The sequence below is a fragment of the Blastomonas ursincola genome, assembly GCF_013607875.1.
GTDB classification, from domain to species: Bacteria; Pseudomonadota; Alphaproteobacteria; order Sphingomonadales; family Sphingomonadaceae; genus Blastomonas; species Blastomonas ursincola.
This window is the reverse complement of sequence record NZ_VDES01000001.1, coordinates 1,287,119-1,306,894: the sequence shown is the minus strand read 5'-3', so window position 1 is coordinate 1,306,894 and position 19,776 is coordinate 1,287,119. Positions and strand designations below refer to the sequence as shown.

The 19,776-nt window shown below is 65.4% G+C and carries 18 protein-coding genes and 2 pseudogenes; 16 read left to right on the top strand and 4 right to left on the bottom strand.

Annotated elements, in window-relative coordinates; genetic code table 11:
• The 3 genes from FG486_RS06035 to FG486_RS06025 form a co-directional block, all read left to right on the top strand.
• Positions 1–2,241: MBG-2 domain-containing protein (locus FG486_RS06035; RefSeq protein WP_181266797.1), on the top strand; the 2,241-nt coding region annotated here is incomplete at its 5' end.
• Positions 2,242–2,248: 7 nt separating this feature from the next.
• Entirely contained in the window at positions 2,249–2,824 is a 576-nt protein-coding gene (locus tag FG486_RS06030; protein WP_066276454.1) for an invasion associated locus B family protein, read from the top strand.
• A 16-nt stretch (positions 2,825–2,840) separates the two neighbouring features.
• Positions 2,841–3,263 (top strand): VOC family protein, encoded by a 423-nt coding sequence (locus FG486_RS06025; protein ID WP_181266796.1) that lies wholly within the window; start codon positions 2,841–2,843, stop codon positions 3,261–3,263.
• A gap of 123 nt (positions 3,264–3,386) precedes the next feature.
• On the opposite strand, the gene FG486_RS06020 is transcribed toward FG486_RS06025, so the two are convergent.
• On the bottom strand, positions 3,387–4,700 hold the full coding sequence (locus FG486_RS06020; RefSeq protein ID WP_171007863.1) for a hypothetical protein: 1,314 nt from the start codon (positions 4,698–4,700) through the stop codon (positions 3,387–3,389).
• Complete coding sequence (gene nhaA / locus FG486_RS06015) at positions 4,697–6,013, bottom strand: Na+/H+ antiporter NhaA (protein ID WP_241695589.1); 1,317 nt, start codon at positions 6,011–6,013, stop codon at positions 4,697–4,699. Before nhaA ends, FG486_RS06020 begins: the two co-directional genes overlap by 4 nt.
• 196 nt (positions 6,014–6,209) lie before the next feature.
• On the opposite strand from nhaA, the gene FG486_RS06010 reads away from it, so the two are divergent.
• The 6 genes from FG486_RS06010 to FG486_RS05985 all read left to right on the top strand — a co-directional run bounded on the left by FG486_RS06010 (position 6,210) and on the right by FG486_RS05985 (position 13,942).
• Entirely contained in the window at positions 6,210–7,769 is a 1,560-nt protein-coding gene (locus FG486_RS06010) for a DUF389 domain-containing protein (protein WP_181266795.1), read from the top strand.
• 21 nt (positions 7,770–7,790) lie between these two features.
• Entirely contained in the window at positions 7,791–9,257 is a 1,467-nt protein-coding gene (locus FG486_RS06005) for a glycosyl transferase family protein (protein WP_241695588.1), read from the top strand.
• Positions 9,250–10,395: a hypothetical protein gene (locus FG486_RS06000; protein ID WP_181266794.1), complete on the top strand. Its 1,146-nt coding sequence runs from the start codon at positions 9,250–9,252 to the stop codon at positions 10,393–10,395. The genes FG486_RS06005 and FG486_RS06000 overlap by 8 nt, the downstream gene beginning before the upstream one ends.
• Positions 10,396–10,465: 70 nt before the next feature.
• Positions 10,466–11,383, top strand: a complete 918-nt coding sequence (locus FG486_RS05995; protein ID WP_181266793.1) for a sulfite exporter TauE/SafE family protein — start codon at positions 10,466–10,468, stop codon at positions 11,381–11,383.
• Positions 11,380–12,141, top strand: a complete 762-nt coding sequence (locus tag FG486_RS05990; RefSeq protein WP_066279030.1) for a TIGR02186 family protein — start codon at positions 11,380–11,382, stop codon at positions 12,139–12,141. Before FG486_RS05995 ends, FG486_RS05990 begins: the two co-directional genes overlap by 4 nt.
• A 130-nt stretch (positions 12,142–12,271) precedes the next feature.
• Positions 12,272–13,942 carry an ATP-binding protein gene (locus tag FG486_RS05985; protein ID WP_066279056.1) on the top strand — a complete coding sequence of 557 codons (1,671 nt, stop codon included), beginning with the start codon at positions 12,272–12,274 and terminating at the stop codon, positions 13,940–13,942.
• 24 nt (positions 13,943–13,966) lie between these two features.
• Here the strand turns inward: FG486_RS05985 and FG486_RS05980 are convergent, their stop codons facing one another.
• Positions 13,967–14,707: a 7-carboxy-7-deazaguanine synthase QueE gene (locus FG486_RS05980; RefSeq protein ID WP_181266792.1), complete on the bottom strand. Its 741-nt coding sequence runs from the start codon at positions 14,705–14,707 to the stop codon at positions 13,967–13,969.
• Positions 14,708–14,810: 103 nt separating this feature from the next.
• Positions 14,811–15,647, bottom strand: coding sequence for a TorF family putative porin (locus FG486_RS05975; RefSeq protein ID WP_181266791.1), 837 nt, complete (start codon positions 15,645–15,647; stop codon positions 14,811–14,813).
• Between the two features lie 258 nt (positions 15,648–15,905).
• On the opposite strand from FG486_RS05975, the gene FG486_RS05970 reads away from it, so the two are divergent.
• The 7 genes and pseudogenes from FG486_RS05970 to FG486_RS05945 all read left to right on the top strand — a co-directional run bounded on the left by FG486_RS05970 (position 15,906) and on the right by FG486_RS05945 (position 19,676).
• Positions 15,906–16,292, top strand: coding sequence for a hypothetical protein (locus FG486_RS05970; protein WP_181266790.1), 387 nt, complete (start codon positions 15,906–15,908; stop codon positions 16,290–16,292).
• 105 nt (positions 16,293–16,397) lie between these two features.
• Positions 16,398–16,877: an MmcB family DNA repair protein gene (locus FG486_RS05965; protein ID WP_241695637.1), complete on the top strand. Its 480-nt coding sequence runs from the start codon at positions 16,398–16,400 to the stop codon at positions 16,875–16,877.
• A 129-nt stretch (positions 16,878–17,006) separates the two neighbouring features.
• Positions 17,007–17,480, top strand: a complete 474-nt coding sequence (locus tag FG486_RS05960; RefSeq protein WP_181266788.1) for a hypothetical protein — start codon at positions 17,007–17,009, stop codon at positions 17,478–17,480.
• A 47-nt stretch (positions 17,481–17,527) separates the two neighbouring features.
• Positions 17,528–17,929: pseudogene (locus tag FG486_RS05955) on the top strand (terminase large subunit domain-containing protein); the annotation flags it as partial.
• Positions 17,928–18,158: pseudogene (locus tag FG486_RS18345) on the top strand (DUF2793 domain-containing protein); the annotation flags it as partial. The pseudogenes FG486_RS05955 and FG486_RS18345, both read left to right, overlap by 2 nt.
• A gap of 3 nt (positions 18,159–18,161) precedes the next feature.
• Complete coding sequence (locus FG486_RS18130; protein ID WP_241695639.1) at positions 18,162–18,338, top strand: hypothetical protein; 177 nt, start codon at positions 18,162–18,164, stop codon at positions 18,336–18,338.
• Between the two features lie 222 nt (positions 18,339–18,560).
• Positions 18,561–19,676 carry an OmpA family protein gene (locus tag FG486_RS05945; protein ID WP_181266786.1) on the top strand — a complete coding sequence of 372 codons (1,116 nt, stop codon included), beginning with the start codon at positions 18,561–18,563 and terminating at the stop codon, positions 19,674–19,676.
• Positions 19,677–19,776 lie beyond the last annotated feature (100 nt).

Below are 19,776 nucleotides of genomic sequence, written 5' to 3'. Positions count from 1 at the left end.
ACGATCGCGAGCAATGCCGGAACCTATGCGATCACCGGATCCGGCGCCACCGCGACCAATTACGATTTCAGCTATGTTCCGGGCACGCTGACGATCACCAAGGCGCTCCTGACGGTCACCGCGGACAATGCCACGCGCGAATACGGGCTCGCCAACCCCTCCTTTACCGGCAGCATCACCGGCTTCCGCAATGGCGATAATGCCAGCGTGATCACCGGTCTGGTCTTTGGATCGGTCGCCACGATCGCGAGCAACGTCGGCAGCTATGCCATCACCGGTTCCGGCGCATCTGCCACCAATTACGACTTTGCCTATGTGCCCGGCACGCTGACGATCACCAGGGCGCTGCTGACGGTTACCGCCGACAATGCCACGCGTGAATATGGCCTGGCCAACCCGGCATTCACGGGCACGGTCACCGGCTTGCGCAATGGCGATACCGCCAGCGTGATCACCGGTCTGGTCTATGGCAGCAGCGCGACCAGCGGCGCGTCGGTCGGCAGCTATGCGATTACCGGTTCCGGCGCATCTGCCACCAATTACGACTTTGCCTATGTGCCCGGCACGCTGACGATCACCCGGGCGCTGCTGACGGTCACTGCCGACAATGCCACGCGCGAATATGGCCTGGCCAACCCGGTCCTTACCGGTTCGATCTCGGGCTTGCGCAATGGCGATACCGCCAGCGTCGTCAGCGGCCTCGTCTATGGCACCAGCGCGGGCACCGGTTCGAATGTCGGCACCTATGCCATCACCGCATCGGGCGCCAGCGCTGCGAATTATGACTTTGCCTATGTCCCTGGAACGCTGACGATCACCCGGGCGCTGCTCACCGTGACCGCCGATGGCAAGGTGCGCGAATATGGCCTTGCCAACCCGGCGCTGACCAGCACGATCAGCGGCCTGCGCAACGGCGATACGGCCAGCGTCGTCAGCGGGCTGGTGCTCGCTACGCCCGCGACCCAGGCCTCGGGCGTCGGCAGCTACGCGATCACGGCTTCGGGTGGCAGCGCGCTCAACTATGACTTTGCCTATGTTCCCGGCACGCTCGTCATTAATCCGGCCACGCTCACCGTTGCCATTGACGACAAGACGCGGACCTATGGCGCGCCCAATCCGGCGCTGACGGCGAGCATCACCGGCTTCCGCAATGGCGATACCGAACAGGGCGTCACCGGGCTCAGATTGACGACCGGAGCCAATGCGCGCAGCAATGTCGGCAGCTATGTGATCACCGGATCGGGTGCGACTGCGGCCAATTACCGGTTCGATTACGTGCCCGGCGCACTGACCATCACCAAGGCGTTGCTGCAGGTGCGGGTCAACGATGCGCGCCGCGAATATGGCCTTGCGAACCCGACCTTCACCGCCAGCATCAGCGGCTTCCGCAACGGCGAGAATGCCAGCGTGGTCACCGGGCTGACCTTTGGCACGACTGCGACCATCGGGTCGGATGTCGGCCTCTATGCGATCACCGCTTCGGGCGGATCGGCCCTCAACTATGATTTCAGCTATATCCCCGGCCGCCTGACCATCACCCAGGCCCAGTTGCTGATCACCGCCGACAACAAGACCATGATGCAGGGCGGCAGCGAACCGACGCTGACGGTCAGCTATTCGGGGCTGCGCAACGGCGATAGCGCATCGGTGGTAACCGGGCTGGTGCTGCGCGCATCGGGCGGCGCCAATGCAGCACCGGGCCAGTATATCATCAACGCCTCGCGCGGCACCGCGCGCAATTACCAGATCACCTATCGCCCCGGCGTGATGACGGTGCTTCCCGCCGTCACGCCTCCTGCGCAGGATCCGCCGGGCACCGGCGGCCCGCCGACCCCACCTGCCGGAACCACTCCGCCGGTGATTATCACCGTTCCACCCGTGACACTGCCGATTGCCGGTGGAAACGGCACCCCGCCGAGCAGCAGCACCCCGCCGGGCGGTGCAGCAGCACCGCCCTCTCCGGCCGATCCGACGCCCAGCGTTGCCGTGCCGCCGATCATCGCCATGCCGCCGCAGGGCAGCGTGAATCTGCCAGTCTCGCCCGACAGCACCACGCCCTTGCAGCTGCTGCAGGGCCTTGCCGCGCCGCTGCCCGTGCTGCTTTCGCCCGAACTGCGTCCCGCAGAAGATGGCGATCGCAACGGTGTGCCTCTGGGCGATGGACAGCCCGGCGGCTGCGAGTATATCAGCCTGTGCAACGGCACGGAGCCCCCCTTGTGGACATGGCAGCCGGCCCAGTGAAGAAAGTATGATTGCGATGAATCTGGTGTTCCGTTCGGCCGCGCTCGCGCTGGCCGCAGCTCTGGTCTCCGCCCCGCTCGCCGCGCAGACCGCCAAGCCTGCGACCCCGGCTGCACCCGCTGCCACCGCCCCCGCTGCACCCCAGGCGATCACGCCGAAGATGGGGACCAATGGCGCCAAGCCCTGGACCGCAGGCTGCAAGGGCACCGGCGAACAGGAAATCTGCGACGCCGTCCAGTCGCTGATCGACGAGGGCAACAACAAGGAAGTGATCCGCGTCGCGATCGCCCGCCAGAAGACCACGGGCAAGACCGGGCTGCTGGTCAAGGTGCCGCTGGGCGTGCGGCTCGATACCGGCGCGCTGATCCAGGTCGATGGCGACCAGACCAAGGCGATCGACAAGATCGTGTTCAGCCGCTGCCTGCCCGAGGGCTGTATCGGTGAAAAGCCGCTGGGCCCGACCGATATCGCTAATTTCAAGAAGGCCAAGAAGCTCGAGCTCGTCTTTCTCGACCTCGAGGGCAAGCCGATCGTGATCAACGTGGTGCCGACCGGTCTCGACGCCGCCCTGACCGGTTTCTGATCCGAGGCTCCGTCCGATGACCATCCGGCCGTTTCATCTCGCTTTCCCGGTCGATGACCTCGCGGCTGCGCGGCATTTCTATCGCGAGGTGCTGGGCTGCGGCGAGGGGCGGTCGTCGGATCACTGGATCGATTTCGACCTGTTCGGTCATCAGATCGTCGCGCATCTCGATCCCGATGCCGGTACGCGGCGCGCGCACCACAATCCGGTCGACGGGCATGACGTGCCGGTGCCACATTTCGGCGTGGTGTTGACGATGGACGATTTTCACGCGCTGGCCGACCGGCTCAAGGCGGCGGGGACGCGCTTCGTGATCGAGCCGCATATCCGCTTTGCGGGGCAGGTGGGCGAGCAGGCGACGATGTTCTTCCACGATCCGGCGGGCAATGCGCTCGAGTTCAAGGCGTTCGCCGACGACGCGATGCTGTTCGCGAGCTGATTTCGCCCGCAGTTGATTCGTCACCCCCGCGAAGGCGGGGGTCCCGCTTTCATTTCAGCGTTTCGCGCTGCAGCGGAATTCCCGCTTTCGCGGAAATGACGAGCAAGGTTGCGTGGGGAGGCCCTATCGGACAGCCAGATCGACCGGCAGGGTCGGCTCGCTGATCACGCGCTCCATCGCCGCCCAGCGCGCTTTCGCATCAGGTCCGGCGGCCTCGACATGGGCCTGCACCATGTCCTGGCCGAGGCCATAGTTGATCACATAGCTGCGATAGGCATCGGTAAAGCCGACCGACTGTTTCGCCCGCGCTTCGCTCATCAGCTGGTATTTCTGCGTCAGCACGATCGCCTGATTGCGGTCGATCTGCCCGTCGAGGTACATTTGCGCGATGGTGAAGCGGGCGCCACGCAGCCCCGAAAGCGCCTTTTGCAGCTGTGCCAGCCGCGCGGCATCGGCGGTGGAAAGGCCTGCGAGCGGGTAGAGTTCGCGCGTCTCGAACGCCAGCTTCTCGTCGCCCGGAAAGGCGAGATCGATGCCGAAATTGGCCGAACCTTCGGCGATCAGGCTTTGCGGGCTGTAGAGCGGATAGACGCTGAATTCGACCCAGCCGCGCCCGCGCGTCAGCTTCTGTTCGAGCAGGTAGTTGAGCGCATGATGGCCGGGATATCCCTCGTGACAGCCCAGATCGACCGCGCGGGTGATGCGGATCGGCAGGTCGGTGTTGATCTGGATCAGACTGGCGAGATTGCCCTGGTAATAGTTATACCCGCTCCACGGCTTGCCGGTGACGAATTCCATGCGGAAGCTCTCGCCCTTGGGCAGCGGGATGTGGGCGGCGGTGCGCGCACGGCATTCGGCGATGGCGCGGTCGAACACCGGTTTCAGCCGGTCGGCGGGAATGATGAAGCGTTCCTGAAAGGCATCGACGCGCTCGGCGAGCGTACCGGGGCCGGGCAGCAGCGCCTCGATCTCGGCAAGTACCGGATCATAGCTCGCAAGCGGCTGGATGTCCGGCGTCGCACCGAACAGGCCGAGCGATTCCTGCCGGAACGACAGCTTCTCGCCGCGCAGCATCTTCAGCCGCGTGCGTGCGGCGTTGAGCTGCGCGTGGAGGAACTTCGCCCGGCGCTTGACCATGATCTCGCGGCCCGAAACATCGACGGCCATCAGGCTGGCGTCGAGCGCATCGACCGCCTGGGCGAGCGCGGCAAGATCGCGCGGGTTCGCCTCGGCCTGCGTCTTCCACTCGGCCGGGCCGTAATAGGCATCGATATAGCCATCCTCGTGCGTGCCGATCTCGAGCGACAGCAGCACATATTGGCGTGCGATGTCGTTGAGCGGATCGGCGGGCTTGCTCGCCTGGGGCGCGGGCTTGGCGCCACAGGCGGCGCAGGCCAGCACCAGCGCCAGCAGGCCGAAACGGGTGATCATCCTCATGTGCGGACCACTTCCTCTTCCTCGTCGTCCTCGAGGCTCTCGACATCGCCATCGACCCGGACTTCCTCTTCCTGCTCCAGTTCCTCCTCGTAATGCTGCGGATGAAGCGGGCAGACGCGCAAGATCGTATAGCCGAGCAGCGCGGAAGCGACAGAGCCCATGATCACGCCGATCTTCGCTTCGTCGATGAGCAGCGCATTGCCCGGGAACGCTAGCGCACCGATGAACAGGCTCATGGTAAAGCCGATTCCGCACAGGGCGGCGACGGCATAGACCTGCAGCCAGGTGGCGCCGCGCAACCGGCTGGCAATGCCGAGCTTCACTGCCAGCCAGACGCTGCCGAAAATGCCGATCTGCTTGCCCAGGAACAGGCCCGAGGCAATGCCGAGCGGCACCGGCGCGAACGCTTCACCAAGGCCGACGCCCTCCAGCGACACGCCGGCATTGGCAAAGCCGAACAGCGGGATGATGAAAAAGCTGCTCCATGGCGAGATCGCGTGCTCCAGCCGGTGCAGCGGGCTGTCGTGCGCGTCCGGGGCTCCCGGCGTCTTGATGATCGGGATCATGAACGCGGCGAGCACGCCCGCGATCGTCGCATGAACGCCCGATTGCAGGATCGCGTACCACAGCACGACGGTCAGCAGCAGATAGGGGATGAGGTTCATCACCCGGAAGCGGTTGAGCGCATACATCGCTGCCATCACGGCCGCCGCTGCGCCCAGCCAGACCGGGGCCAGGCCTTCGGTATAGAACAGCGCGATGATCGCCACCGCGCCCATGTCGTCGACGATCGCAACGGTGACCAGGAACAGCTTGAGCGACGTCGGCGCGCGCTTGCCGAGCAGCGCGAGCACGCCCATCGCAAAGGCGATGTCGGTGGCGGCGGGGATGGCCCAGCCATTGACGACCGCAGGATCGCCGCCGGTTTCGACGAGATAGATGATCGCGGGCATCGCCATGCCGGCAATCGCCGCGATCACTGGCAGGCGGCGCTTGTCCCAGGTCGAAAGCCGCCCGTCGACCAGCTCGCGTTTGATCTCGAGCCCGACATAGAGGAAGAAGATGACCATCAGGCCGTCATTGATCCACAGATGCGGGGTCATCGGGCCCAGCTTCTTGGTCAGCACCGGGCCTTGGATATCGTGCAGCACATGATGGTACAGATCATAGAGCGGGCTGTTGGCGATGATCATCGCGATCGCCGCCGACAAGATCAGGATGATGCCGCCCGCTGCCTCGCTGCTGAGGAACTTGCGCAGCGCCGATGTCTCGCTGCCGCCCGGTATCCCCTGTGCGCCCATGTCTGCTCCCATATGTTGTTGCCCTAATGCGCTTGACCGCGCCTGCCCTTGAAGGGCATTCCCCCGGCCGGGGGGCAGTCCGCTTGAGCCAGTACCAACGCACCGGGGCCATGATGGCTGCCGTTGCATGGCGCGACGATGTTCGGGCATCTATCTGCAAAGACCGGTGGGGTCCACCCCTGGCCGGGTAACCCAAGGGTAACGTGCCATGTCCCAATCCGCTCCCGCCGCTCGAGGGCTAGCGCCCACTTCTGGTGGAGGATCGCGCCTGGGTCGCTTTGCCGCGCGGCTGACCGGGCCGCTGGGCAGCTGGTGGCGGGGCAGCGTGATCCCCGGCATCGAGCATCGCGCGGTGATCGCCAAGGTCGATGACGAGGCCAGCCTGACCCCGCGCTATGCCTTCATGATCCTGATGTCGGCGGGGATTGCGGTGCTCGGGCTTCTCCTGTCTTCCCCGGCGGTGGTGATCGGCGCGATGCTGATCTCGCCGCTGATGGGGCCGATCATCGGATTGGGCTTCGGCATCGCGACCATCGATGGCAACGAGATCCGCCGTACCGCGATGACGCTGGCGGCAGGGATCGTGATGGCCGTGCTGTTCACCGCGCTGGTGGTCTTCTTCTCGCCGATCAAGGACGTCACCTCCGAGATCGCCGCACGCACCCGGCCCAATCTGTTCGACCTGATGGTCGCGCTGTTCTCGGCGCTTGCGGGGGCCTATGCGATGATCCGGGGGCGCGAGGGCACGATCGTCGGCGTGGCGATCGCGACTGCGCTGATGCCGCCGCTGGCGACGGTGGGCTTCGGCCTGGCCACGCTCAACGCCACGGTTTTCTTCGGCGCGCTGCTGCTGTTCGTCACCAACCTGATGACCATTGCCATCGCGGCTGCGGTGATGGCGCGGCTCTATGGCTTCGGTCCCAAGCTGACCAGCCGGCAGAGCGGGATGCAGGCGGGCGTGATCATCGTGGTGTTTCTGGCACTGGCCATCCCGCTCGGCTATTCGCTCAGCCAGATCGCGTGGGAGGCGCGCGCGCAGCGCCAGGCACGTGAGGTGCTGGCCGAACAGTTTCCGCGCCAGGCGAAGATCGACCAGCTCGACATCGATTTCGCGGGCGACCCTCTGACGATCCTTGCAACCGTGCTCACGCCCCAGTTCCGCAGCCGCGCGGGTGCGCTGGGAGAGGCCCGGCTGGCCAAGGCGCTGGGCCGCCCGGTCAAGCTCAGCCTCGACCAGTTCCGCGTCGGCACGGCGGCAGGCGATGCGGAAGCCGCGCAGCTGGCATCGGCATCGGCCAGCGCCGCCTCGCTCAAGGAACGCGAGAACGCGGCGCTGGTCGGGCGCGAGCTGGCGCTGCTGGCGGGCGTCCCCGCCGAAGCGGTGCTGGTCGATCGCGACAAGCGACTGGCGCAGGTGCGCGCGAACCCGCTGCCTGGCGCGACGCTCGCCACCTATCGTGCGCTGGAACAGCGGCTTTCGGCTGCCGAACCGCAATGGACGCTGCAGCTTATCCCTCCGCCGCTGCCGCTTCCCGACATTTCGCTCGATGGCGAAGAGCTGGGCGACGAGGGTGAGGCCAATCTTGCACTGGCAATCTGGGCCGCGCGCAGGACAGGCCTGGCGCTCACCGTATCGGGGCGTGCAAATCAATCGCAAATTGTTTTGACGAAACTTTCCGAAGCGGGCATTTCTGCAACAAGCAACGACTCATCGATCTCCAGCGCAGATGTCCGCCTTGCCTGGGCGTTCCAGACCGGAGCTCCGTGATGACTGCCGGGGGGCAAGCAATTGGGCGCACAGGATGCAGCCAGTGTTGAAGGCATTGCCAATGCGCTGCTGACAGCATTGTTTTCTGCCGCCGATCTTTTCGCCAACGAGCTGCTGTTATTCGCCGGTATCTGGTTCCTGATTGGGGCGGTCGACGACCTCGCGCTCGATTTTGTCTGGTTGATCAATCTGTTGCGCGGCAGAGGCCAGGCGCGCGAGCGCGATCATGCCGATGGCGGGCAGCCCTGGCGCTATGCCGTGTTCGTTCCCGCCTGGGATGAGGCCGAGGTGATCGGCGACATGGTGGCGCACTGCCTGGCGCGCTGGCCGGACGACGATTACCGGCTCTATGTCGGCGTCTATGCCAACGACCCTGCGACCGCCGATGCGGCGCGGCGTGGTGCAGCGGGCGATACGCGTCTGCGGCTCGTGACAATGTCCACGACGGGCCCAAGCTCGAAGGCCGATTGCCTCAACCGGATATGGCAGGCAATGACCGAAGACGAGACGGGGCAGGGCTGGCGCTTCGATGCGATCGCGCTGCACGATGCCGAGGATGTTGTGCATGCCGCCGAGTTTCAGGTCTATCGCCGCTGGCTGAGCGATCATGATTTCGTCCAGATCCCGGTGCGCCCGTTGATCGATCGCGCGTCCCGCCTGGTTGGCGGGCATTATGCCGATGAATTCGCCGAGGCCCATCTGCGCAAGATGCCGGTGCGCGCGCGCATGGGGGTCGCCATGCCCTGTGCCGGGGTCGGGTGCGCCTTCCGGCGAGCGACATTGCAGCGGCTGGCCGGGGCTTCTGGCGGCAACGCACCCTTTGCCACCGACAGCCTGACCGAGGATTACGAGCTCGGCATCCGGATCCACGAACAGGGCGGTCGCGGCGCCTTCGTTCGGGAACGCGATGGGGCGGGCGAGCTGGTGGCGACGCGCGCCTATTTTCCGGGCGATCTGCGCGCAGCCGTGCGCCAGAAGACGCGCTGGATGATCGGCATCGCGCTTTCCGGCTGGGACCGGACCGGATGGGGCGGATCGATCGCCGAAATCTGGATGCGCGCCCGCGACCGCCGGTCGGCACTGGCGGCACTGGTGATTGTCGCGGGGTATCTTGGCCTGTTGCTGTGGCTGGTCGTCGCGATTGCGGAAACGCTGGGCCTTTACCAGCCAGCCCCGCCCGATCCCGCTTCACGCGTCCTGCTGGTGGCGACCGGTTCCACGTTGGTCTGGCGGCTGATCGTGCGCGCCGCCTGTACCGGATGGAACCATGGCGCACGCGAAGCCCTGTGGTCGCTGCCCCGGGCGCTGGTCAGCAATGTCATCGCGGTCATGGCGGCGCGGCGGGCGCTGCAGGCCTATATTGCCAGCCTCAACGGAGCGCCGCTGGCCTGGGACAAGACCCGGCACCGGATCCCGGCGGCGATCGGAGCGCAACGGGGCGAACCCGCAGCGGCGCGCCCTGCCATGATCGGCGAGGGTCGTGGCTGATCTGGGCCAGGCTGCCGGGTCGGGGATCGCTCACCGCCGACGCGGCCAGCCGCTGGTTTTCCTGCTGACCGTGCTGTGTGCCTGGTCCGCAGCCCGGGTGATCCATCACTGGCCCGTGATCGATCCGACACCAAGCGCATCGGTGCCCGTGCCTATGACGTCGCAAGCCCAGGCCGACGCCGCGCCGCGATTGCGTGTCAGCGCTCACCGGCGCGCCCTGTCTGCCGGCGATGCGCCGCGCGCACTGCGTCTCGCGCAAGGGGCCGGTCGCGCCAAGCCGCGAGGCGGCAGTGCCGGATCGGTGGTCGAACCGCCAGGATGGCAAGTGCAACCGCAAGATGCCGAGCTCTCGTTGCTACCGCTGCTGCCAGCGCCGCCGCGTGCGGCGGACCAGGTACCGCTGCCGCCAGCGCCGGGGGCGTGGCTGCCGCCCGTGCCGAGCGGGGCAGACGGTTCCCGCGCTCATGCCGGGCGCTGGTCGGTCTATGGCTGGTCGCTCGTCCGGCAGGGCACCTCGGGCAGCATATTGGCGCCGGGCGGGCAATATGGCGGCAGCCAGGCCGGGCTGGTGGTGCGCTGGGCGATGGGCAGCGCGGCATACCGTCCCGCGCTCTATGCCCGGGCGACGGGGGCACTCGCAACGCGCGACGAGCGTACGCTGGCGCTCGGCCTGTCGGTTCGACCTGTGCCGCGGCTGCCATTCGATCTCGCGGTCGAGCGCCGTCTCGCGCTCGTTGAAGGACAGCGCGACCGCTGGGCGCTTCTGGCGGTCGCCGGGGGAGACAGGGCGGTCGGGCGCAGCGGAGCGCAACTGTCGGTCCATGGTCAGGCCGGGTTAGTGGGGTTGGCGCAATCCCAGGCATTTTTCGACCTGCAGGCGAGCCTGACCCAGCCCGTCCTCAAGCGCGGTGGCACGACACTCGCATTGGGTGGGGGGCTTTGGGCGGGAGGGCAGCAGGAGCCTGACGGGCAGGGGGGCAAGCCCTGGCTGCACCGCGTCGATCTGGGGCCGCGTGCCATGCTGACCGTGCCGGTCGAGCGCGGTGCGCTGACCTTCGCGCTAGACTGGCGGCAGCGCATGGATGGCCAGGCGCGCCCGTCATCGGGTGTGGCGCTGACCTTATCCGCGGGTTTTTAAGCCGGACCCTGCCCATTCGGTCGCTTGCCCCTTCTGCTGATGCGCCAAAGCGGCTAGCACTTTCCAACCCATGGATGTCTATCTTCCCATCGCGAATCTTTCGGTCAACGCGCTCGTCATCATCGGGCTTGGCGGGCTTGTGGGCATTTTGTCGGGGATGTTCGGCGTGGGCGGAGGCTTTCTCACCACGCCGCTGCTGATCTTCTACGGCATTCCCCCGACGGTCGCGGCGGCTTCCGCTTCCACCCAGGTCACCGGCTCCAGCGTGTCGGGCGTCATCGCGCACAGCCGGCGCAATGGGGTCGATTACCAGATGGGCGGCGTGCTGGTGGTCGGCGGCATATTCGGCACGCTGGCGGGGGCTGGGGTGTTCCGGGTGCTTCAGCAGCTCGGTCAGATCGATACCGTCATCAACATCGTCTATGTGCTGCTGCTCGGCTCGATCGGCGGGCTGATGGCGCGCGAAAGCCTGGCCAGCGTGCGGGCGATGCGGCGCGGCGAGACGCTGCCGCCCAAGAAGCGGCGCCATCATCCGCTGGTCGCCAATCTGCCGTTGCGCTGGCGCTTCTATCGCTCGGGCCTGTACATCTCGCCGCTTGCGCCACTGATCCTGGGCTTTGTCACCGGCATGCTGACCATCCTGCTGGGTGTCGGCGGCGGCTTCGTGATGGTGCCCGCGATGCTCTATCTGCTCGGCATGGGCGCACAGGTCGTGGTCGGCACCTCGCTGTTCCAGATCCTGTTCGTGACGCTTGCCTCGACCATGGTGCACAGCCTCACCACCAAGGCGGTCGACATCGTGCTGGCGGTGCTGCTGCTGATCGGCAGCGTCACCGGCGCGCAGATCGGCGCGCGCTTCGCGCAGAAACTGCCGCCCGAATATCTGCGGCTGCTGCTGGCGACGCTGGTGCTGCTGGTCGCGGCACGGCTCGCGATCGGCCTCGGTTTTCGCCCGGCGGAAATCTACACGGTCGAGCTGCTCAAATGAGGCTGGCGCGGCTGATCGCCGCGTTTTTCGCGGCCTTGCTGCTCGGCGGGGCGAGCGAGCCGGTGCTGGTGCCCGAAGTCTCGCAGCGCGACATCCAGATCCAGTACGGCTTTACCGGCGCGGAATTGCTGCTGTTCGGCGCGATCGTCTATCCCGGCGGCACCCCGCCTGCGCGCGACAGCGATATCGTCGTGATCCTCAAAGGTCCGCCGCAGTCGATCATCCTGCGCGAAAAGCAGCAGATTGCCGGCATATGGCTCAACGCTGCGAGCACCGAATTCCGTTCGGCGCCCGCCTATTATGCCGTCGCCTCCTCGCGCCCGATCGACAAGATCGTCGACAAGCGGACGGCCGCCATCTACGAATTCGGCCTCGACAATCTGCAGCTTTCGCCCGCCGGAACCATCGATCCAGCCGAACAGCGGCGGTTCCTCTCGGGGCTGGTCGATCTCAACCGGCGCGAGGGTCTCTACAAGCAGCAGGAAGGCAGCGTCGAAATCCTCGAAGGCGTGCTGTATCAGGCGCGGCTCTCGATCCCGGCCAGCGTGCCCACCGGCACCTATACGGCGGAAACCTTTCTCGTGCGCGATGGCCAGGTGCTCGCTGCGGCGGTGCGCGAGATCGAGGTGCGCAAGTTCGGTTTCGAACTGTTCGTCGCGACGGTCGCCGAATATCAGCCCTTTGCCTATGGCGTCTGCGCCGTGTTGATTTCGTTGCTACTGGGCTGGATTGGCGGCGTGATCTTCCGCAAGATTTGACGGCGCCGACAATGACTTCGGCATAGAGGGAAAATTTACCCTATGCGCCTATGCCTTGCTGCGAATACGCAAAGCAAAAGGCACAGACAGCCCGATGGTCGATCTCAACCCGCGCAGCTTCCAGGGGCGCATGCCCGCCAGTTCTGCCGAGCGTCCGGACATTCCCCTGGTGATCCAGCGCCCGGTCGAACATCTGCGCATCGGCGAGGTCGTGGAAATTGCCGGATCGAGCTCGCAGGTGCTGCTCGACGCCGCCCGTCTGCAGGTGCTGGTCGATCACAACGATCCCAGCGTATCGATGGCGGGGCAGGTCGGGAGCCAGGTCAAAATCCGCATGGGCAATCGCTGGCTGGTCGCCAATGTCCGCACCCAGCGCATGCACCAGCGCGAAGCCGGGCTGATCGTCTGCCAGATCGACTTTCTCGGTGAGGGCGAGGAGGAAAAGCTCACCGGGCGCATCTTCAACTTCCGCCGCGGGGTGACGCGCTATCCGGTTCCCGGTACGCCGCTCTATGCGATGACCAGCGCAGACCTCAAACAGGTCTATGCCGCCGATGCCCGGCCGCATATCGAGATCGGGACCGTCTATCCGACCAGCGACACGCGCGGCGCGCTCTATGTCGATGCGCTGCTGGGCAAGCATTTCGCGCTGCTGGGATCGACCGGTACCGGCAAATCGACCGCCGCCGCGCTGATCCTGCACCGTATCTGCGACATGATGCCCGATGGCCATATCGTGATGATCGACCCGCATGGCGAATATTCGAGCGCATTCGCGCAGAATGGCGAACTGTTCGATGTCGGCAATCTCGCGATGCCCTATTGGCTGATGAACTTCGAGGAGCATTGCGAGGTCTTCCTTACCTCGCACGGCGCCGACCGGCAGACCGATGCTGAAATTCTCGCCAAGTGCCTGCTGGCGGCGCGGATGAAGAGCAAGCAGGCGCTCGGCAATGCCCGCGTGACCGTGGATACGCCGATCCCGTACATGCTGTCCGACCTGGTGGCGAACATCCAGAACGAGATGGGCAAGCTCGACAAGGCGACGTCAAGTGCGCCGTTCCTGCGGATCAAGGGCAAGATCGAGGAGGTCAAGTCCGACCCGCGCTACAGCTTCATGTTCTCCGGCATGCTGGTCGGCGACACCATGCTCGATTTCATCACCAAGATTTTCCGGCTGCCCGCCAACGGCAAGCCGATTTCGGTCATCGACGTGTCGAGCGTGCCGTCAGACATCACCGCAACCGTGGTGGCAGTGCTCAGCCGGATGATCTTCGACTTCGCCATCTGGAGCCGCAAGGAGCGGACCAAGCCGGTGCTGCTGGTGTGCGAAGAGGCGCATCGCTACATCCCTTCCGACCGGGTCAACGAGCACAGCGCGGTGCGCGACGTGCTGAGCCGGATCGCCAAGGAAGGCCGCAAGTACGGCGTCTCGCTGGGGCTGATCACCCAGCGCCCCTCGGACCTTTCGGAAGGCGTGCTGTCGCAATGCGGCACGATCATCGCCATGCGCCTTAACAATGATCGCGACCAGGCGCATGTGCGGTCGGCCATGCCCGAAGGTGCGCGCGGATTCCTCGATTCGATTCCGGCGCTGCGCAATCGCGAATGCATCATCTGCGGCGAGGGTGTCGCGATCCCGATCCGCGTGGCGTTCGATGATCTTGCCGAGGCGCGCCGTCCGGCCTCGGACGACCCGGCATTCAGCGCGCTGTGGAAGGAACAGGGCGGCGAGAGCGAGATGGTCGCGCGCGTCATTGCCCGCTGGCGCAACAAGGACAATCTGAACGGCGGTCGCTGAGCGGCCGTCGTTTCGCCGCGCGGATCAGGTGCCGCGGGTGTCGCCGTAGAGGTGGATGTGCAGCCGGTCGGTGAAACGCCAGCCGCGATCAAGGCATAACGGTGCCAGCCAGGCGGTCCGTGAACGCAAGGTGGCGCTGTCGGTACCTTCGGGCATCAGGATGATGCGTTCTGCGGGAATCGCAAATCGCTCTGACAGCGCTGCGACCTCAACGGCATCGGCAGGATCGGCGATCACGAACTTGAACCAGGCGCGGTGGTCGCTGGCATAAGCGGCGAGCACATCCTCCTTGCGCCGGGTGCTTTCGGAATTGCCCGAATGACCAAGCTTGGGCGACAGGTTGAGCTGGTGGACATGCGGCGCAAAGTCAGCGGTCAGCGCCACGGTGCCGTTGCTCTCGATCTCGATATGATAGGCCGGCCCCAGCAGATCGCAGAGCGCCGCCAATGCGGGCTGCTGGAGCAGCGGCTCGCCGCCGGTGAAGACGATATGCGGGCATTCATATTGCCGGACCGCAGCGGCAACCTCGGCAATGTCCAGCGTTACGCTGTTGGCGCGCCGATCGTACTGGCGGTCGCCGCGATGCGGCCCGGCATGGCCTTCGAAAAACCAGGTATAGGGCGTGTCGCACCAGTGGCAGGCGAGGTTGCAGCCGGAAAGGCGGACGAACACCGACGGCCTGCCCAAGGATATCCCTTCGCCCTGCAGCGAATGAAAGATCTCGGGCTCTCCCGGACGGACGGTGGCGAGACGCAATCGGGTCATGCGCGGGCGCCCTTAGCCCAATTTGCGGCCGAAAGCCAAAAAGATGTGGCCGCACCCGTGAGCAACGGATGCGGCCACAGCCCCCCGGAAAATCAGACGGTCGTCAGAAGGCGGCGGTCACCCCGAACACGATGGTGCCGTCTGCGATCTGGCCGCCGCCGTTGCGGAACTTCTGGAAGTTCGGCAACAGATAGGCCGATTCCGCGCGGGTGATGTCCGTATCGACATAGGACACGCTGAGCGTCAGCGGCCCATAGACGTTCACTGCCGCGCCGATCGAATAATCCCAGTATTCGCCGGTGGGCGTCACGCTGGTACCGTTGGGGCCGAGACCGGGATTGCCCTCCGAATAGCCGATATGCGCGTTGATCGTCACGGGCGTGTCGGGGATGGCGACGCTGGCATCGCCAGCCAGGTACAGATTGTCCTGCTTCTGGCCGCGGCTGAATGGCGTGTTCGAGAAGTTGCCGAGCGCTTCCTGCTTGGGCGCGTAATAGACCGCTGCGGTCAGCGAAACCGGCCCGGCGGTGCCCTTCAGCTTGGCATAGCCTTCGAAAAAGTCGGTGTTGTCGAAGCCATCGGGATACATGTACCAGGTCACGCCGACATCGATGCCGGCCGAGCCGACGGTGGTGGCATAACCGGCGAACAGGTCGACCTCGAGATTGGGGCCGCCAAAAGTGCCCCAGCCGGCCAGGTTGGACCCCCATGTGCCGACGTAGAAACCCGATTCGTGGTTGACGGTGAAGCCGCCCTGGACTGCCACGCCCTCGTCGGACTGCGAAACGCCGCGGAAGCGATAGTCGGACACCAGACCGACAGAGCCCGTGATCGTGATCGGCTTGGACTCCTCTTCCTGCGCAAGAGCAGGGGTGGCGACAGTCGACGACGCGAGGAGGGCGAGGCCCGCAAGGCCCCGGTGGAATTTGGACGTACGCATGTTTTTCCTTTCAACTGGATGCGTTTCGTCCCGCCTGCGCTGCAATGGCTACTCTCTATTTTTGCTGGCGTCCCTTGGCGCCACATATGGAGTGCTCACAATCAGCGACAGCAATGCTGCCCCGCTGTGCTGCGGTGCACAAGAGAAAAATGCTAATATATGCGGCTATTGTGAAAGATTGTGTCTTTCGCGCCACGGAAATGATCCGTTGCGGACCTTTATCGCGATGTTAACCGGATGGCATCATGGTATTACGCGATGTTTGCTCCGCTCCTGCCGATCCAGTCCGATTCGCGCGCCAGCGCGGCGATCGATTCGCTGCTTGCGCGAATCGATGCGATCGGCACCGTGCTCGCCGTTCTGGCGCGATGGTCGGGTCGCCCGGCGGCCGACCCCGTTTCCGGACTGAGCGAACGCGCAACGCTGGCGGCCTGGCTGACCCAGGTCGAGCCCGAGATCACCGCCCGAATGGTGACCGAGCTCGACGCGATCTGCGCGGCCCTGCAGTCGGGTCTTGCGGCGCTCGAACAGGCGCGTGGGCGCGGGCATCGCGCCGAAGCGGCAGCGGCCCTGCTGTATCGCGAATCGCGCGAAGCCTTTGCGGACGTGCTGAAGCCGACAATCGCCCATCCCGAATATTGCTGAAGCTGACCGCACGCTTTCTTTTGTTCCCGTTTTGTATTAGCACGTGGCATGGAAACGCGCCTGCCCCAATCCCTGCGCTCGACTGACCCGAGCGATCTGCCGATCATGCCCATCGCCTCGCCCGGCGGCCCGCCAGCCGGCGCAGCAGCGGTCGCGCGCGGCATTGCCCGGTTGTTCCGGCGCAACCAGATCTGGGTGGCCCCAGAGGTCGCGCTGCCCAATGGCCGCCGGGCCGACCTTATGGGGATCGATGCGCGCGGGCAGATCGTGATCGTCGAGATCAAGGTGGCGCGTGCCGATCTGCTGGGCGATGCCAAATGGGGCGAGTATCTCGACCATTGCGACCGATTCTACTGGGGGCTGTGCCCGGCGCTCGATGCGGGGCTGGTCAGCGGCGAGGCGTTCTTGCCCGATGTCACCGGGCTGATCGTCGCCGATGCCTATGATGCCGAGATCATCCGTCCCGCTGCCACGCGTCCGCTGGCGGCTGCCCGGCGCAAGAGCGAGACCCAGCGCCTGGCCGCCCTGGCGCTGCGGCGGTTGAACCTCATGCTTGACCCGCCGCCACCCGACGAGGTCTATTGACCGCATTGGTACTTTTACCTTGACATCGTCACGCTGATTGGGTACAAATCAGGAACATCGAGATGGAGCGAGTCGGGAGTGACCCGGCGACAGGCTCTCTCACTTATCCTGTGCCCTGCGGAGACTGCCTTGTTCGACAGCCTGTCGGAGGAAAGCCTGTGCGCGTTCCTCGACCATCTTGCCGAGACGTCGAACGTTTCGGTCTCGGCCAAGCGCGCCGGTGTGTCACGCTCGGCAGTCTATCGGCTGCGGGCGAGCTGCCCGGCATTCAGCCATGGCTGGCAGATGGCGATCGCTACCGGCTATGACGAGCTCGAATTCCGCATGCTCAAGACCGCGCGGTTCGGCACGATCAAGCCGGTCAAGCGCCCCGATGGCAGCATCGGCCGGGCAACCGAATTCGACGATGCACAGGGCCTAAAGCTGCTGATGGCGTACAAGCAGAGCGCCGAGAAGAGCCGCAGCGATCCGCCCGCCGATCCGCTGGCGGCGAGGGGCGCGCGTGAGCAGCTCGCGGCGACACTGGAGCAGATTCGGCAACGGCTGGATGCGGGCGCAGCAGACAAGGCTGGCCCGGATTCAACTGTACCTGGCAGCACATGACGGATTTTTCGCTGGCCGAACGGCTGGCGGCCATGCCGGGCGAGGCTATGCGGCTGTATCTGGACGGCCTTTCCGATGGCGCGGTGGCAGCGCTCGCGCACCACTGGCCATTCTGGGCGCGACCCGAGCAGCTGGCACCGCCGGGTGACTGGCGCACCTGGCTGATCCTCGCCGGGCGCGGCTTCGGCAAGACGCGCGCGGGGGCGGAATGGGTGCGGCAGATCGGCGAGGGCGTGTCCGATGCGCGCATCGCGCTGGTCGCGGCGAACCTGGCCGAAGCGCGCAGCGTGATGGTTGAGGGGCAGAGTGGGCTGCTGGCGATCGCGCCCCAGTCGACGCGGCCGCACTGGGAGCCCTCGCTGCGCCGGTTGCGCTGGCCGGGCGGGGCGCAGGCGGTGCTGTTTTCCGCCGCCGAGCCCGAGGGGTTGCGCGGTCCCGAGCACAGCCATGCCTGCCGCACAGGCACAGAAGGAAATCACCCACAACGAGGCTCTGGTGCTGGTGGACGCGTTGTTGCGCGGTGGCGTGAAGGCCATGCTGAACGACCCTGCGCCGCTCGCGCCTGCATCCGGTCAGGCGTGGATCGTTGGCCCCGCCCCCGTCGGTGCCTGGGTCGGCCATGCAGGGAAGATCGCAGTCTGCACAGATGGGGGGTGGCGTTTTGCGACAGCGCCAGTCGGGATGCAGTTGCACGATGACATGGCGGCGATCTGCCGAAGGTTCGATGGCAGCGCATGGTCTGCCTATCCCCCGATCGCCCCGCCGGTGGGCGGATCGATTGTCGACGCCGAGGCTCGCGCGACGCTTGCCGCGGTGCTCGCAGCGCTACAGCAGGCGGGTCTGGCCAGCGTTACGTGATTGATCTCAAGCCTATTATGCGTTTATGATTCGGTGTGTTACTCTCAGTCGCGCTGCCTTGTCCGACAGGCTGCAGCAGAGGTGCATTTTTTGCGTGGCACCCCCTGAAATGGCGACATTTTGGCAACAGTCCGGCCAAAACCGCGCTTGCGTGGCAACTGTCTTGGCGTTAGTAACGTTGCCGAGTTGTCGTTCCAAATCCTACTTATAAGGGGAAAATCTATGCGCAAGTTAGTCGTTGGACTGGCGTTGGCATCTACCGCCCTGACGACGCCGGCTTTCGCCCGCGACGGTCAGTGGTATGTCGGTGTCGAAGGCGGCGCCATGATCGTCGAAGACATCGAATTCGATGTCGGCGCTCTGAGCAATGCCACCATCGTTGATTCGGACACCGGATACGATGTCGGTGCGGTCGTCGGTTACGACTTCGGTCCGTTCCGTCTGGAAGCGGAAGTCAGCTACCGTGAAGCGGATCTGACCGACGTTCAGACGCAGGTTGGCATCTCGCGCGGTGCTGCTCCGACCGCTATTGGTCGTTTTGCCTCGGTTGGCAGCGCCAATGCGCTGGCATTCATGGTCAACGGCCTGATCGACTTCGGTCCCGATGACGGCCTTCAGGGCTTTGTCGGTGGCGGCGTCGGCGTCGCTCGCACCGACTTCAACGGTTCGACCCAGCCGGGCACTGGCCCCTATATCGACGATTCGGACACCGGCTTTGCCTGGCAGGTTCTGGCGGGCATTCGTGCTCCGATCAGCGACAGCTGGGACGTGGGTCTGAAGTATCGCTTCTTCAACAGCGACTCGGTCGATCTGCTGAGCGTCAACGGACGCGAGTTCGACGGCCGCTTCCGCAGCCACTCGATCCTGGGCAGCATCATCTACAACTTCGGTGGTGAAGAAGCGGCTCCGCCGCCGCCCCCGCCGCCTCCGCCGCCGCCCCCGCCGCCCCCGCCCCCGCCGCCTCCGCCGCCGCCTCCGCCGCCGGTTTGCGAAAAGGGTCCGTACATCGTGTTCTTCGACTTCGACAAGTCGAACATCACGCCGGAAGCTGCGACCATTCTGGACAACGCCGTTGCCGCTTACGGCAGCTGCGGTTCGGTGCCGGTCATGCTGGCAGGTCACGCTGACCGTTCGGGTGCAGCCACCTACAACGTGGGTCTGTCCCAGCGTCGTGCCGACTCCGTCAAGGCCTATCTGGTCTCGCGGAACATCCCGGCCAGCGCCATCAGCACCCAGGCGTTCGGTGAAACCCGCAACCGCGTTCAGACCGCCGATGGCGTTCGTGAACTGCAGAACCGTCGCGTGGAAATCACCTACGGTCCGGGTTCGGGCATGTAAGCCAAACGCTGGACCTACGGGTCTGGTAACAAAGAGGGTCGGTCTTCGGACCGGCCCTTTTTTGCTGGGGCGCTATGGTTGGCATGTCGCCTGCTTGCCC

Bases quoted from the DNA above. Each gene is read 5' to 3' on its own strand.
- FG486_RS06030 (WP_066276454.1), top strand. From the start codon at position 2,249: ATGATTGCGATGAATCTGGTGTTCCGTTCGGCCGCGCTCGCGCTGGCC.
- FG486_RS06025 (WP_181266796.1), top strand. From the start codon at position 2,841: ATGACCATCCGGCCGTTTCATCTCGCTTTCCCGGTCGATGACCTCGCG.
- FG486_RS06020 (WP_171007863.1), bottom strand. From the start codon at position 4,700: ATGAGGATGATCACCCGTTTCGGCCTGCTGGCGCTGGTGCTGGCCTGC.
- nhaA (WP_241695589.1), bottom strand. From the start codon at position 6,013: ATGGGAGCAGACATGGGCGCACAGGGGATACCGGGCGGCAGCGAGACA.
- FG486_RS06010 (WP_181266795.1), top strand. From the start codon at position 6,210: ATGTCCCAATCCGCTCCCGCCGCTCGAGGGCTAGCGCCCACTTCTGGT.
- FG486_RS05995 (WP_181266793.1), top strand. From the start codon at position 10,466: ATGGATGTCTATCTTCCCATCGCGAATCTTTCGGTCAACGCGCTCGTC.
- FG486_RS05990 (WP_066279030.1), top strand. From the start codon at position 11,380: ATGAGGCTGGCGCGGCTGATCGCCGCGTTTTTCGCGGCCTTGCTGCTC.
- FG486_RS05985 (WP_066279056.1), top strand. From the start codon at position 12,272: ATGCCCGCCAGTTCTGCCGAGCGTCCGGACATTCCCCTGGTGATCCAG.
- FG486_RS05980 (WP_181266792.1), bottom strand. From the start codon at position 14,707: ATGACCCGATTGCGTCTCGCCACCGTCCGTCCGGGAGAGCCCGAGATC.
- FG486_RS05975 (WP_181266791.1), bottom strand. From the start codon at position 15,647: ATGCGTACGTCCAAATTCCACCGGGGCCTTGCGGGCCTCGCCCTCCTC.
- FG486_RS05970 (WP_181266790.1), top strand. From the start codon at position 15,906: ATGTTTGCTCCGCTCCTGCCGATCCAGTCCGATTCGCGCGCCAGCGCG.
- FG486_RS05965 (WP_241695637.1), top strand. From the start codon at position 16,398: ATGCCCATCGCCTCGCCCGGCGGCCCGCCAGCCGGCGCAGCAGCGGTC.
- FG486_RS18130 (WP_241695639.1), top strand. From the start codon at position 18,162: ATGCAGTTGCACGATGACATGGCGGCGATCTGCCGAAGGTTCGATGGC.
- FG486_RS05945 (WP_181266786.1), top strand. From the start codon at position 18,561: ATGCGCAAGTTAGTCGTTGGACTGGCGTTGGCATCTACCGCCCTGACG.